The organism is Nocardioidaceae bacterium SCSIO 66511 (assembly GCA_023100825.1).
GTDB lineage: Bacteria > Actinomycetota > Actinomycetes > Propionibacteriales > Nocardioidaceae > Solicola.
Window position 1 is genome coordinate 2,282,184 of record CP095846.1, and the last position, 14,175, is coordinate 2,296,358.

Consider the following 14,175-nt stretch of genomic DNA (forward strand, 5'->3'; position numbering starts at 1 on the left):
GGTCAACCTTGGTTGAACGCACCGAGCATTAACATCACACTGGTGTTGTGAAATACACGCGTGCCGCCGAGTCGTCGCAGCCCGACGACGCGCCGACGCGTGACCGCGTGGTCAAGAGCATCCTCGAATCCGGCCCGTCGACGGCCGCTGACCTCGCCGAACGCCTGGAGCTCACTCCCGCAGCCGTACGCCGGCATCTCGATCAGTTGCTCTCCGAGGGCACGATCGAGGCGCGGGAGCCGAGGGTCACCGGGCATCGCGGCCGTGGTCGACCGCCGAAGATCTTCGTGATCACCGACGCCGGCCGTGATGAGTTCGCGCAGCAGTACGACGATCTCGCCGTTCACGCGCTGCGGTTCCTCGCGGACACCTCGGGAGACGAGGCGGTTCTCGAGTTCGCGCGGCGCCGGGTCGGCGAGCTGGAGGAGCGCTATCGGCCGCTGATCGAGGCCGTGCCGGTCGAGGATCGACCCCGAGTGCTCGCCGACGCGTTGAGCGCCGACGGGTATGCCGCATCGGTTCGTACTGCACCGAGCGGCGATCAGGTCTGCCAGCACCACTGTCCGGTGGCTCACGTGGCCGCGGAGTTCCCGCAGCTGTGTGACGCCGAGACAGAGGTGTTCTCCCGGCTGCTGGGTCAGCACGTCCAGCGGCTGGCGACCATCGCGCACGGCGACGGCGTGTGCACCACGAATGTTCCCGACCACGACAGGAATCCCACGGCGGCCGGCGCTGTTAGCACTGCGGGCGCACCGGCAGCTGCCACAACAGGTTCGAACAACCCCGGGAGGACTCCCAGATGACGACAACGTCCAACGAGCGCAATGCGGTCGAGGAAGCCAACCCGGAGCTCGCCGGTCTCGGCCGGTACGACTTCGGCTGGTCCGACTCCGACACCGCGGGCGCCGCGGCACAGCGCGGCCTTTCGGAGGACGTCGTACGCGACATCTCCGCGAAGAAGGACGAGCCCGACTGGATGCTCGATCTCCGGCTGAAGGGCCACAAGCTGTTCGGCCGTAAGCCGCTGCCGCAGTGGGGCGCCGGCCTGGAGGACATCGACTTCGACAACATCAAGTACTTCGTCCGCTCGACGGAGAAGCAGGCCCAGTCCTGGGAGGACCTCCCCGAGGACATCAAGAACACCTACGACAAGCTCGGCATCCCCGAGGCCGAGAAGCAGCGTCTCGTCGCTGGTGTCGCCGCGCAGTACGAGTCGGAGGTCGTGTACCACCAGATCCGCGAGGATCTCGAGGAGCAGGGTGTCATCTTCCTCGACACCGACACGGCGCTGCGCGAGCACCCGGAGCTGTTCAAGGAGTACTTCACCACCGTGATCCCGGTCGGTGACAACAAGTTCTCCGCGCTGAACTCCGCGGTCTGGTCCGGCGGATCCTTCATCTACGTGCCGCCCGGCGTGCACGTCGACATCCCGCTGCAGGCGTACTTCCGGATCAACACCGAGAACATGGGCCAGTTCGAGCGCACCCTGATCATCGTCGACGAGGACGCCTACGTCCATTACGTCGAGGGCTGCACCGCGCCGATCTACAAGACCGACTCGCTGCACTCGGCCGTCGTCGAGATCGTCGTGAAGAAGGGCGGCCGCTGCCGCTACACGACGATCCAGAACTGGTCCAACAACGTCTACAACCTCGTCACCAAGCGCGCCACCTGCGAGGAGGGCGCGACGATGGAGTGGGTCGACGGCAACATCGGCTCCAAGGTGACGATGAAGTACCCCGCGATCTACCTGATGGGTGAGCACTCGCGCGGCGAGACGCTGTCGCTCGCGTTCGCCGGCGAGGGCCAGCACCAGGACTCCGGCGCCAAGATGGTGCACTGCGCACCGCACACGTCGAGTTCCATCATCTCCAAGTCGGTCGCGCGCGGCGGCGGTCGTACGTCGTACCGCGGCCTGCTGCAGGTGCTCGAAGGCGCCGAACACTCGGCCAGCACGGTCAAATGTGATGCGCTGCTGGTCGACCAGATCAGCCGGTCGGATACGTATCCGTACGTCGACGTACGCGAGGACGACGTCGCGCTCGGCCACGAGGCAACCGTCTCGAAGGTCAGCGACGACCAGCTGTTCTACCTGATGAGCCGCGGCCTCGATGAAGACGAGGCGATGGCGATGATCGTCCGCGGCTTCGTCGAGCCCATCGCCCGAGAGCTGCCGATGGAGTACGCCCTCGAGCTGAACCGTCTGATCGAGCTGCAAATGGAAGGTGCCGTCGGGTGACCGTCACCACTGATACCGACAAAGAGAATCTCTCGGGAGCAATCGAGACGACCGAGCGCATCGCAAGTCATCTCCACCCGACGGGTTCGTTCTCCCTTGACGACCATGCCGTCCCGAACGGCCTGGAGGAGATCTGGCGATTCACGCCGCTGAAACGGCTGAAGGGCCTGCACAACGGCAAGTTCAACCCCGACGGCAAGCTGGTCGCGAGCGTCGACGCCGACGAGCGCGTGCGGGTCGAGACCGTCGGTCGCGACGATTCACGCCTGGGTAGCGTGTACGCCCCGGGTGACCGGATCAGCGCACAGGCCTGGACATCCTTCACCGAGGCGACCGTCGTCACCGTGCCTGCGGAGGCCGAGGTCGATGAGCCGATCGTGGTCAGCGTGCGCGGAGAGAACTCCGACCAGGCCACGTTCGGGCACGTGTTCCTCGACGTCGAGCAGTTCGCGTCCGCGACGATCCTGCTGGACCACTCGGGCAGTGCTCTGCTCGCCGCTAACGTCGAGGTGCGTGTCGGCGACGGCGCGACTCTCACCCTGCTGTCGCTACAGGACTGGGACGACGATGCCGTGCACGTCGCACACCACCACGCGGTGGTCGGGCGCGACGCCACGTACAAGCATGTCGCGGTGTCGTTCGGCGGCGACCTCGTACGGCTGAACTCCTCGGTCGAGTACGGCAGCTCCGGCGGTGACGTCACCATGCTGGGCCTGTACTTCGCCGACGCCGGGCAGCATCTCGAGCACCGGCTGTTCGTCGACCACAACCGGCCCAAGGGACGCAGCCACGTCGACTACAAGGGTGCGTTGCAGGGCGACAAGGCGCATACGGTGTGGATCGGCGATGTGCTCATCCGCAAGTCCGGCGAGGGCATCGAGACCTACGAGAGCAACGACAACCTCGTGCTGACCGACGGCTGTCGGGCCGACTCGGTTCCGAACCTCGAGATCGAGACGGGCGAGATCGCCGGCGCCGGCCACGCGAGCACAACGGGCCGGTTCGACGATCAGCACCTGTTCTACCTGCAGAGCCGCGGCATCCCAGAGGACGAAGCGCGGCGGCTGGTCGTCTACGGCTTCTTCAACGACATCATCAGGCGCATCGGCGTACCTCAGATCGAGCCGCGACTGTTGAGCGCTGTCGAGGCCGAGCTGGCGAAGAACATCGGTGTCGCCGCGGCGACGAGCGAGACGACGGCATGAGGGCACGGCGATGAGCTTCGTGCGTGCGGCGTCGTTCGACGACGTGCCGAAAGGCGGCTCGATCGGGATCGAGGTGAGCGGAGTCGACGTGGCGCTGGTGCGTGACGGTGACGACGTCTACGCGATCCACGACGAGTGCTCGCATGCGGAGATCCCGCTGTCGGAGGGCGACGTCGAAGGCTGCGAGATCGAGTGCTGGCTGCACGGTTCTCGCTTCGACGTACGTACCGGCGCAGTGCTCAACCTGCCGGCGACCGAACCGGTTTCGGTATACCCGTGCAAACGCGACGGCGACGACATCGTGGTCGATGTCGAGAGCCCGTTGCCCGCACCCGAATAGACCCACAGATCCCACGAAACAGACGGAGTACGAGAGACATGGCCACACTGGACATCCGCGACCTGCATGTCGAGGTCGAGACCGAGGACGGCCCGAAGGAGATCCTGCGCGGCGTCGACCTCACCGTGAAGTCGGGCGAGTCGCACGCGATCATGGGCCCCAACGGCTCGGGCAAGTCGACGCTGGCTTACTCGATCGCCGGCCACCCGAAGTACAAGATCACCGGCGGCTCTGTCGCCCTCGACGGCACCGATGTGCTCGACATGACCGTCGACGAGCGCGCGCGTGCCGGACTGTTCCTCGCGATGCAGTACCCCGTAGAGATCCCGGGCGTCTCGGTCGCGAACTTCCTGCGCGCTGCCAAGACCGCGATCGACGGTGAGGCGCCGAAGCTGCGTACGTGGGTCAAGGACGTCAACGACTCGCTCGAGGGCCTCAAGCTGGACAAGCAGTTCGCCCAGCGCAGCGTCAACGACGGCTTCTCCGGCGGCGAGAAGAAGCGCCACGAGATCGTGCAGCTGGAGCTGCTGAACCCGAAGTTCGCAGTGCTCGACGAGACCGACTCCGGCCTCGACATCGACGCGCTGCGCATCGTCGCCGACGGCGTCAACCGTTTCACCGGCCAGGGTGACCGCGGTCTGCTGCTGATCACGCACTACACGCGGATCCTGCGCTACATCAAGCCCGACTTCGTGCACGTGTTCGTCGCCGGCAAGGTCGCCGACGAAGGCGGCGCTGAGCTCGCGGAGCAGCTCGAGGCCGAGGGCTACGACAAGTACGTACGGGCGAGCGTCTGATGATTGTCGCCGAGCCCGGTACGCACGTCGGTTACGACGTCGACCTGGTGCGCCAGGACTTCCCGGTGCTCGGTCGGCGGTTGGCCGCAGACCACCCGCTCGTCTACCTCGACAGCGCCAACACCTCGCAGAAGCCGGGTGTCGTGCTGGATGCGATGGACGAGCACTACCGTCGCTACAACGCCAATGTCGCCCGCGCGATGCATCAGCTCGGTGCGGAGTCGAGTGCGGCGTTCGAAGGTGCACGTGACAAGGTCGCGGCCTTCATCAACGCGCCGTCGCGCGATGAGGTCGTCTTCACCAAGAACGCTTCCGAGGCGCTCAACCTGGTCGCGAACGTGCTCGCCAACTCTACGGGCGACCACAGTCTCGGCAACGGCGACGAGATCGTCATCACCGAGATGGAGCATCACTCCAACATCGTGCCGTGGCAGCTCGTACGTGACCGCACCGGCGCCACACTGCGGTGGTTCGGGCTCACCGATGACGGTCGGCTCGACCTCGAGGACCTCGATTCGCTGATCACCGAGCATACGAAGGTCGTCTCGCTCGCGTGGGTCTCGAACATGCTGGGCACGGTCAACCCGTTGTCGGTCATCGTCGAGAAGGCACATGCGGTCGGCGCCCTCGTCGTCGTCGACGCGTCACAGGCGGTCCCGCAGCTGCCGGTCGACGTGGCAGCACTCGGCGCCGACTTCGTCGCGTTCACCGGCCACAAGATGGTCGGCCCCACCGGTATCGGCGTGCTCTGGGGTCGCTACGACCTCCTTGCGTCCCTGCCGCCGTTCCTCGGTGGCGGCGAGATGATCGAGACGGTGGCGATGGAGCGTTCGACGTTCGCGCCGCCGCCGGCACGCTTCGAGGCGGGTACGCCGCCGATCGTGCAGGCGATCGGTCTCGGCGCAGCCGTCGACTACCTGTCGGCGCTGGGCATGGATGCGGTCGCGGCGCATGAGCAGGAGATCACGGCGTACGCGCTGGGCAGACTCGGCGAGGTCACGGGCCTGAACATCCTCGGCCCCACCGAATCGGTCGACCGCGGGGGAGCGGTGTCGTTCGAGCTCGACGACGTGCACCCGCACGATGTCGCCCAAGTCCTCGACTCGCGCGGTATCGCGGTGCGCGCGGGTCACCATTGCGCGAAGCCGGCACACAAGCGGTTCGGCGTGCAGTCGTCGACCCGGGCGTCGTTCTACCTGTACACCACGCCGGCCGAGATCGATGCGCTCGTCGACGGCATCGAGTACACCAAGCGCTACTTCAAGGTGGGGTGACGGATGGATCTCGACGTTCTGTACCAGGAGATCATCCTCGACCACTACAAGAACCCGCACGGCAAGGGTCTGCGGGAGCCGTACGAGGCCGAGGTGCACCACGTCAACCCGACGTGCGGTGACGAGATCACCATGCGGGTGCATCTTGCGGACGGTCAGGTCGCCGACATCTCATACGACGCGGAGGGCTGTTCGATCAGCCAGGCGTCGGCGTCGGTGCTGAACGACCTGCTGATCGGCAAATCGGTCGACGACGCCATGGGCATCCTGGAGGAGTTCCAGGCCGTGATGCAGGGTCGCGGCCAGGTCGAGCCCGATGAAGACCGTCTCGAGGACGGCATCGCGTTCGCGGGTGTGGCGAAGTTTCCGGCGCGGGTAAAGTGTGCGCTGTTGTCTTGGATGGCGTTCAAGGACGCAACGGCGCAGGCCGCGGCAGGGCCCGAATGAGCAGCGCGCGCAACGGCCTGCGCTGCCAGAAGGAGGAAGCATGACCGAGAACGCAACCGATCTGCCTGATGTCGACCTGTCTGCGGACACCACGGTCGCAGTAGACGATGTCAATGAGGCGCTCAAGGACGTCGTCGACCCCGAGCTCGGCATCAACATCGTCGACCTCGGCCTTGTGTACGGCGTCCAGCTCGACGAGGACAACAACGCGTCGATCGACATGACGCTGACGTCGGCGGCCTGCCCGCTGACCGATGTGATCGAGGACCAGACACGACAGGCGCTCGAGGGCCTGGTCAACGACTTCCGGATCAACTGGGTCTGGATGCCGCCGTGGGGTCCGGACAAGATCACCGACGACGGCCGCGAGATGCTGCGCGCGCTGGGCTTCAACGTCTGACCTGAGGTGGAGTCGCCGCACCGTACGGTGCTGGTCGCCTACGAACGCATCCACGGCTGGTGCGAGCGCTTCGGCGCCCGCCACGGCGGGCACACGCGTGCCGAAAGCGGCGGGCTAGTCCGGCTGACCGGCGCAGACGGCGCCGTCGCCGAGTACGTCGCCGAGGCCCCGCCGACCCGGTTCGGGTTGATCCTGGTGCGCCGCGGCGGGTACGCGATCGGCCTGGTCGAGAGCAAGCGGATCGTTGCCTCGAAGTGCGGAACGCGTTACGTACAAGGGCGGACGAAAGCAGGAGGCTGGAGCCAACAGCGCTACGCGCGCCGCCGTGCCAACCAGGCCGACGAGCTTGCTGCCGCCGCCGGTGAGGCAGTACACCGCGTCCTCGGCGCCGCGACTCCGCTCCTCGCGTACGGCGGGGGAGACCGGCGGCTGGTCGACGCCGCGGTCGACACCTCCCGCGTCCGCGGACTCACGCATGCCGACCGTTGGCTCGATATCGGCGAGCCGCGCCGAAAGACGTTGGATGCTGCTAGCGAGCAGGTACGCGCAGTGTCGATCGAGCTGAACGAGCTCGCCTGACTGATCAGTCGATGGTCGGGGCGTGCCGACGACCTCAGACGGCCACACCGAGTGCCGCCGTGACCTGTTCGGCCAGCGCGTACTCGAGCTGGCTCGGGGTCGCCGACGAGACATTGATGGAGCCACCTGCGGGCACCCCGAGGATGGAGCTCCCGTTGCCGAATGCGGTGTGCCAGACGCTTTCCGCGAAGGATCCGCTGCCGTCGGGCAGCGCCAGGTTGATCTCGACCGTACGCACGTTTGGCCCGAGCTCCTTACTCGCCCAGCGTTGCCACCGTCGCGCCGGTACCGACTCCCGGATCGGTTGGCCGTTGCTGGACGGCGGAATCGCCCACGCGGCCAGTCGTTGCAGCGCTGTGCGGTACGTACAGCCCGACAACCGGTGGATACCGAAGTCGTCGATGTCTTCCTCGAACGTGCCCACCCGGCTCTGCAGCACGTTGTTGCGACCGGTGCGTTGGCCGTTCTGCGCCGCCTGGGCGAAGATGTAGCCGACCCCGAGGTGACGGGCATCAGCGGCGAACTGCAGCTGTTGAGTGAGGTTGAGCGCGTACCCTCCGGGCTCCTGATCGATGGTGGCGAGACCTCGCATGTACAGGCTGCGCCGACCGAAGACGGCTGCCGATTCGGCGTCGAGGCGATCTTGGGACTCGATCCACGGACGCACAGTCAGTCCCGAACGGTCGTCGGACTCCAGCGCCGCCGTCTCCTCGTCGGACAGGGCCAGGAAAGTCACGCAGCCGTTGTCCGACGGCGCGACGACCTCCTGCAGGTACTGGACCAGGTGGTCGGTCAAGCTCGCTCCTCGGTCGATTGCTTCGCGCCGTGCTGGTCGATGCCGGTCAGTGCCGCTGATCGGCGCGGTAGTAGGTGTAGACCTGCTGGGATGCCAGCACGGTGTTTCGCACGAGCTGTGCATAGGCCTCGGCGTCGCGATGGCTGAGTGCCCAGACCATCGATCTGTGCGGCTTCCAGACCTGCTGCCGGCCGTCGTGTTCGTACTCGCCCGCAGCGCCCTGCCAGTCGAGCTTGCCCTTGGCGAGCGGCCGTGCGTACGCGGGGTCCAGGGCATCAAACCGCACGGTCTGCGCTGCCAGCGGGGTCACCCGGAACGACCCCACGCGGCCGACCTCCACCGACGTGACTACGCCGCCGTCATGCACACGACGACCTGCCACCTGGATGCTCGCGGTGTCGACGCTGTAGTGCGGAACCACGAACGTACGGATGCCGGGCAGCGAACGGAGCACCGTGCCGTGCTCGTACAGCAGGTGCTGCAGGAACAGCCATTCGCCGAGCCCATAGGTGAAGGACACCATGAGCACGACGAATACGAAGAGGCCCGCTGTCAGGCCGAGCGAGTTCGGCGCAGCGAGAACGGGGATCAGTGCGAACGGAATGCTGATCGCGAACACGACGGCCCAGCCAAGGGTCGTGCTCACCGGCCGGTGGCTGTCGATCAGCCGGCCGAGCTCCTGCAGGTCTCCGGGCCTCGCCATGGTGCGTCAGTGTCGCAGATGTCGGATGCGGCCACCGTGCCGGCCGGTCACCACGGGGTGATGTCGTCGATCAGGTCGCCCGCGCCTTCGACGACATCACCGACGCCTTCGACGACGTCCTTGGCCCCGCTGTGCTCGTACACCCAGTTCGCACCGTCGGCGATCTCGTGGCGATACGTCACGGCCAGGCTGCCCAGGGCAACGACTCCGGCGCCGATCGCAATCGCCGCACCGGCCGGCGGGAACGCCATCCCGGCCGCGGCGGCGATCATCATCCCGGTACCCAGGCCGCCGGACACGACCGTTGCCGTGCTGCCCACGACGTTGTTGTAGTCGTCGAGTGTGCCGCCGAGCGGGCCGTCGCCTTCCCAGTTGGCGATCGAGTCGTACAGCCCGTAACCGCCGGCCAGGACGGCCAGCGGCGGCAACGCCTTACCGACCTTGCCGGTGACGTTGAGGAACTTCGTCCACTTGCTGACGCTCGCCGCGTGCTTGCCCACGTAGCCGTACTTGCCGAAGAGATTGCCGGGCTGTGCGGCCTTGACGAGAGCATCGCCCCGGAGTGCCTGCTTGGCGGTCTTGTAGGCAGCGACGCGGTCGGCGAACGGCATCGTCGTGCCACGGTTCGTTCGCACCAGCTCACGCAGCTTCTGCAGCACGTCCCACTTCTGCATCGAGCCATTGGTGAGCTTGTTCAGGTCCTTGCCGGCGAGCCATTGGGCGACCGATGCCAGGCTGCCCTTCAGCCCCAACGCCCCCTTGACGGTGCCGACCCATTTGCGAAGCTCGTTGAGGCCGTGGACGGTCGTGCCGAGTGCGACGGCCGCCTCTTCCGGATCGATCGAGCCGATCAGGTACAACGCCAGTACGGTCTCGCGCGTCGGGCCTGCTGTCAGCATGGCCGCAGAGAAGTCGGCAGCATCGTCGAGGTCGCCCTCGTAGCCCTTGCGCTTCTCCTCCAGCTCGCCCTCGAGCTTCGTGCGTGCGGCGTCGATCAGGCCATCGCGTGCCTTGTCGTTCTCGGCGTCGGTGTTGCCCTCTTTGTGACCTGCGTCGTCGGCGACGCCGAAGTCGTTCGCCTTGGCGGTCTTGTACTCCTCGTTGAGGTCGTCGACGTGGCCGTTGTACGTACGGATGGCGCTCGCGAAATGGTTGATCGCCCCACCGCCGACCAGGGCCCAGGTCGCTTGCTCACCGGAGCCTTCCTGAGGATCTGCGGTGATGTTCTCGACGTTCGACTTGATGGTGCCGACGGACTGGTTCGCGGCGGTGTCGTTCTGGCTGGAGAGGTTCGACGTCAGAGCGCCGAACGTCGCCTGCATGTCCTTCGCCTGACCTCCGGCGTCGGCGGCCGCATCGGCACTTCCCTCGTAGTGCGGAAAAGGTAGCTTGGCCATGGTCCCGTCCGACTCCTTCCGCAGTTACGTTCTGTCACGTCTCGGCAACGTTATCCCCGCATTGGGTCACCGAACTCGTGGATGTCCCCCTGTGCGTGCACAGGGGGGTCAGGTCACACCTGGACTCCGAGCGAGGCCGCAATTCGCTCGGCCAGCAGCTCCTCGAGTCGGGTCCGAGTCATGGACGTGATCTGCAACGATTCGCCTTCTCGTTCTGCGAGGATCGCCGTCTCGAGCCCTTGTGCGAGTAGCCAGGTCTGCGGCGCCACCTCGCCGTCTGTCCCGGGGAAGAACAGGTCCAGCTCGACCGCGCGTACGTCGACTCCGAGCTCGTTGATGATCCAGCGTTGCCAGCGGTCGGTGGAGATCCGCGTACGCATCTGTACGCCGCCTCGGTCGGCGTTCGGGAGGGCCCATTCGGCGAGCCTGCTCACCGTGGCCCGGTAGGTGCAGGCGGAGAACAGGTGAATTCCCTCATCGTCGATGTCTTCCTCGTACGACCCGATCTGCTCTTGCAGGATGTTCGTGCGCGCGCTTCGGCGACCGCGCTCGATCGCTCGCGCGAGGATGTACGCCACCCCCAGCCGACGAGTGTCGGCCAGGAAGCGCAGCTCATCGGAGGGTACGAGCGCCGGCTCCCCGGTTTCGGGGTCCGTACCCGCGACCAGCAGTCCGCGCATCACCAGGCTTCGCTCGCCGAACCGGGCAGGCACGCTCGGATGGATGTCGTCTTGCTGCTCCAGCCACGGGCGTACGGTGAACCGGGAATCGTCGGTCTGCTCGATCGCCGCCGTCTCCTCGTCGGACATCCACTCGTAGGTGGCGACGTCCTTCCCGGTGCCGGTCAGCGCCGAGCGCAGGTACTCCACGAGCTCACTCATGGTCGGCACCCTGTGCATCGAGCGGGCTGGTGATTTCCTCCAACCGTTCACGCAGCGTGCGCCGGGAGATCGGCGCGATGCGTACGCGCTCTGGTGACTCGGCGTAGAGGATTTCACTCCGGTCGTCGAAGTTGTAGAGCGCGAACCGGTCCTCGGCTCGCCGGTCCATGGTCTTGTTGTGCCGCAGCGAGATCACGCTGGCTGCGATCTTGGCCTGGCCGAGCAGCGTCTGTGCGTCCTGCTGCCAGGTCGCGACCGGGTAGACGCGGCCCTTGCCGTCGTCGTCGGCCACGTCCGGCAGCGGGTTGAGCAGACCTGCGGCGGCATCGAGCGCGGCAGCGCGCTTCATCGCGGTGAACTGATGCCGGCCGTCGTGTGTGGTCACCTCGACCAGCGCCCTGCGATCGGCGCGTACGTACACGGCCGTGAACTGCCGGCCGAGGCCGCTGTTCTGGTCGATGAGCAGAGCGCTCAGCCACTGGCGACGGAGACGAAGCACGGTGCGAGCCGTAGGCTCCTCGTCGACGGAATTGGGGCCGCCGAGGGAAGTGCCGGTCTCCGTACGCCCGGTCTCGAACAACCGTTGGGCGGCCTCCTCGGTCGCGAGCGCCCGCTGTTGGTCGGAGACGGGTTCGCCGAGGCCGAGCATCGGCACCAGGCTGGCTTTGTCGGGTCCGTCGAGCGCAAGGATCTCGGCGTCGGAGATGACGAGAACCGGTTTCGGCGCGTACTCGACACCGTCGAAGATCTGGCGGGTGCGCTGCTGGAAGTCGTGTTCGGCGTCGGTCACCGCGTGATCGACCGATCTGTGCTGGCCGCCATGGCCGGATCACTCTCCCTGACGATCGGGACTGCGTACCGGCACAGGTTAGACCCTTCGGTGGGCCGGGCCCGTTGCCCCGTGACCCTCCGCGGGCGCAGGTCTACGGTGCTCGGGAGAGGTCGAGTGGTCGAGTGATGGCCCCGAGACGGGCCCGGATCGTCTCCCGAGAGCTTGGTGCCATCTCGAGCCGTTGGGCGCTTTCGGCGTACAGGATCTCGGTACGATCGTCGAAGTTGTAGACAGTGAATCGGTCGTCGGCAGGACGAGCCATCTCGCGGTCGTGCCGACGAGCGATGACGGTCGACACGGCTTTCGCTGTCGCGAGCCGACTCATCGCGGTCTCGGCCCAGGTGGCGGTGTCGTACGCCGTCGTTGGCCCGTCCGCGTGGCGTACCTCGGGAAACGGAGTGAGGAGCTGTGCCGACGCATCGAGCGCCGCCGTGCGCTCCAGCAGCGTGAACCGGTGCATGCAGTCCTGGCCGGCGAACTCGGTCATCGCCAGGCCGTCGGCGCGCAGATAGACGGTGATGAACTGCCGTCCGATGGATGCATGCTGATCGATCAGCAGTACGCCCAGCCAGGACCGCCGCATCCGCAGAACGGTGCGTACGGTCGGCTCCGCGGCCTGCGAGTCCGGCCCGCCGAGCGGCGTGCCGTCAAGGGTGCGTTCGGTTTCGCGCAGACGTGCTGCAGCGTCATTGACCGCACGAATCCGGTGTTCGTGCGGCACCTTGTTGGTGAGCTGGAGCAGGGGAGTGACCCGCGCCACATCCGGGCCGTCGAGGGCGAGGAGCTCGGATTCGTGGATCGTCAGTACGTGTGTTGGCCTCGGGCCGACGGCGTCGAGCAACTCGACGACACCTCGTTCGTACGCGTCCGTTGCGATGTCTCGTCTCATTGTGCGGATCACGCACCCCGAGCGAATCGGAGGGACTGGTCGATGCGGTCGGCGAGTAACTCGCGAAGGTGTTCGACGGTGAGCGGTTGTACGTCGAGCAGCTCGGCACCGAGCGGTCTGGCGAGCACGGCGGAGGAGCCCCCGTACGCGACCATCCACTGCTCGGCGGCTCGCTCTCCCGACGGCGACGGGAGATACACCTCGATTGCGATGACAGTCGGCTCGGTGGGCAGCTCGGCGAGTAGGTACTCCGCCCACTGAGCAGCCGGAATCCGAACGCCTCCGCCGAGGTGACCCGCACAGTCAGCGGGCAGGCACCAGCGCGCCAGCCGTGCCATGGCCGCGTCGTACGCACAGGCGGTGAACAGATGAAACCCCTGCGGCGAGATTTCTTCCTCGAATACACCGAGCTCCGGCTGAACGACCATGATCTTGCTGCTGTTGGACGCCTCGTTCGGGCGCAGCGCTCGTACGTACCCGAGGCCGATCCGGCGCGTGTCGAGCACGACCCTGACCTCGGGAGGTACATCGAGGACCGCCGGACCACCGTTGTTGTCGGCCGCTTCTCGCAGCAGCCCGCGGGCCAGCAGACTCCGTACGCCGAAACGACCGGCCAGCTCCTGGTCGACGCCGCGTGTTCGGCTGATCCAGGGAAAGGGTTCGGGAGTCGACGACGGGTCCTGGCCGAGCGCGGCGAGCTCCTCATCGGTCAACAGAGCGATGGTGTGCGGCTCGTCCTGCGCGCGCCGAAGCATGGCGCGCAGCAGTCGTACGGAGTCGGCCGGGATGCTCACGGTCGGCCTCCTGCCTGTGCTCGCGCACGCAGGTCGTTCGCGACGGTCACTGCGTCCCGGAAGCTCACGTACCAACGCTCGCTGTCGGCTGCCCGAGGCCGCACATCGATCGGTAGAGCCGTCATCGAGGCGATGGTCGACCGCCAGTCCGCGTGGCGCCGCGCGAGCCGGCGCGCGACTGCCGGAGCCGGGCCGACGAAACTCACCACCTCGACCATCGGCGCCTGCCGGTAGCGGCGGGCGAAGGTGTCGGTCACATCGGCGGCGCCACGCACCCGGCGGTACGGCTCTACCGTCACCGATTCCGGCGCGATGGTCGCGTACGGGACGGCGTACCTCGGCGTCAGTGGGACGGAGCTGTCGAGCAGCAGCCCGTGTTCATAGACCTGCTGTCGTACGAACAGTGACTCTGCGAACAGTCCGATCAGCAGTAGCGTGGTCAGGACGAATACGTACGCGCCGATCACAGGTGACCCGACTGCTCCGAACGCGAGTCCTGCGCCGATCGCCAGGCCCGGCGCGGAACACGCGGCCAGGGCAACTGCTGGCCTGATCGGGGTGTGACTCGAGATCAGCCGTCCGAGTTCAGCGGGCTGCACGGT

The 14,175-nt window shown here is 66.7% G+C and carries 17 protein-coding genes; 9 read left to right on the forward strand and 8 right to left on the reverse strand.

Annotated elements, in window-relative coordinates; all coding sequences use genetic code 11:
- Window positions 1–47 precede the first annotated feature (47 nt).
- Genes MU582_10675 through MU582_10715 form a run of 9 tightly spaced genes read left to right on the forward strand, consistent with a single transcriptional unit; the run spans window position 48 to window position 7,281 of the window.
- Entirely contained in the window at window positions 48–803 is a 756-nt protein-coding gene (locus MU582_10675; protein ID UPK77072.1) for a transcriptional regulator, read from the forward strand.
- Window positions 800–2,239 carry a Fe-S cluster assembly protein SufB gene (gene sufB, locus MU582_10680; GenBank protein ID UPK77073.1) on the forward strand — a complete coding sequence of 480 codons (1,440 nt, stop codon included), beginning with the start codon at window positions 800–802 and terminating at the stop codon, window positions 2,237–2,239. The genes MU582_10675 and sufB overlap by 4 nt, the downstream gene beginning before the upstream one ends.
- On the forward strand, window positions 2,236–3,444 hold the full coding sequence (gene sufD / locus MU582_10685; GenBank protein UPK77074.1) for a Fe-S cluster assembly protein SufD: 1,209 nt from the start codon (window positions 2,236–2,238) through the stop codon (window positions 3,442–3,444). The genes sufB and sufD overlap by 4 nt, the downstream gene beginning before the upstream one ends.
- 10 nt (window positions 3,445–3,454) lie before the next feature.
- Window positions 3,455–3,784 (forward strand): non-heme iron oxygenase ferredoxin subunit, encoded by a 330-nt coding sequence (locus MU582_10690; protein UPK77075.1) that lies wholly within the window; start codon window positions 3,455–3,457, stop codon window positions 3,782–3,784.
- 38 nt (window positions 3,785–3,822) lie between these two features.
- Window positions 3,823–4,581: a Fe-S cluster assembly ATPase SufC gene (sufC, locus tag MU582_10695; protein ID UPK77076.1), complete on the forward strand. Its 759-nt coding sequence runs from the start codon at window positions 3,823–3,825 to the stop codon at window positions 4,579–4,581.
- Window positions 4,581–5,855 carry a cysteine desulfurase gene (locus MU582_10700; protein UPK77077.1) on the forward strand — a complete coding sequence of 425 codons (1,275 nt, stop codon included), beginning with the start codon at window positions 4,581–4,583 and terminating at the stop codon, window positions 5,853–5,855. The genes sufC and MU582_10700 overlap by 1 nt, the downstream gene beginning before the upstream one ends.
- A 3-nt stretch (window positions 5,856–5,858) precedes the next feature.
- Window positions 5,859–6,302 (forward strand): SUF system NifU family Fe-S cluster assembly protein, encoded by a 444-nt coding sequence (locus MU582_10705; protein UPK77078.1) that lies wholly within the window; start codon window positions 5,859–5,861, stop codon window positions 6,300–6,302.
- 40 nt (window positions 6,303–6,342) lie between these two features.
- Complete coding sequence (locus tag MU582_10710; protein UPK77079.1) at window positions 6,343–6,702, forward strand: metal-sulfur cluster assembly factor; 360 nt, start codon at window positions 6,343–6,345, stop codon at window positions 6,700–6,702.
- 6 nt (window positions 6,703–6,708) lie between these two features.
- Window positions 6,709–7,281 carry a hypothetical protein gene (locus MU582_10715; protein UPK77080.1) on the forward strand — a complete coding sequence of 191 codons (573 nt, stop codon included), beginning with the start codon at window positions 6,709–6,711 and terminating at the stop codon, window positions 7,279–7,281.
- Window positions 7,282–7,315: 34 nt separating this feature from the next.
- Here MU582_10715 and MU582_10720 read toward each other — a convergent pair whose 3' ends face one another.
- The 8 genes from MU582_10720 to MU582_10755 form a co-directional block, all read right to left on the reverse strand.
- A complete protein-coding gene (locus MU582_10720; protein ID UPK77081.1) occupies window positions 7,316–8,077 on the reverse strand; it encodes a hypothetical protein in 762 nt (253 codons plus the stop codon).
- Between the two features lie 46 nt (window positions 8,078–8,123).
- A complete protein-coding gene (locus MU582_10725) occupies window positions 8,124–8,780 on the reverse strand; it encodes a hypothetical protein (GenBank protein UPK77082.1) in 657 nt (218 codons plus the stop codon).
- A gap of 47 nt (window positions 8,781–8,827) precedes the next feature.
- A complete protein-coding gene (locus MU582_10730) occupies window positions 8,828–10,177 on the reverse strand; it encodes a hypothetical protein (GenBank protein ID UPK77083.1) in 1,350 nt (449 codons plus the stop codon).
- Between the two features lie 113 nt (window positions 10,178–10,290).
- Window positions 10,291–11,058: a hypothetical protein gene (locus MU582_10735; GenBank protein UPK77084.1), complete on the reverse strand. Its 768-nt coding sequence runs from the start codon at window positions 11,056–11,058 to the stop codon at window positions 10,291–10,293.
- Window positions 11,051–11,848 (reverse strand): hypothetical protein, encoded by a 798-nt coding sequence (locus MU582_10740; protein ID UPK77085.1) that lies wholly within the window; start codon window positions 11,846–11,848, stop codon window positions 11,051–11,053. Before MU582_10740 ends, MU582_10735 begins: the two co-directional genes overlap by 8 nt.
- A 133-nt stretch (window positions 11,849–11,981) precedes the next feature.
- Entirely contained in the window at window positions 11,982–12,779 is a 798-nt protein-coding gene (locus MU582_10745; protein ID UPK77086.1) for a hypothetical protein, read from the reverse strand.
- Window positions 12,780–12,787: 8 nt separating this feature from the next.
- Entirely contained in the window at window positions 12,788–13,573 is a 786-nt protein-coding gene (locus MU582_10750; protein UPK77087.1) for a hypothetical protein, read from the reverse strand.
- Window positions 13,570–14,172 (reverse strand): hypothetical protein, encoded by a 603-nt coding sequence (locus tag MU582_10755; GenBank protein UPK77088.1) that lies wholly within the window; start codon window positions 14,170–14,172, stop codon window positions 13,570–13,572. Before MU582_10755 ends, MU582_10750 begins: the two co-directional genes overlap by 4 nt.
- Between the last annotated feature and the right edge of the window lie 3 nt (window positions 14,173–14,175).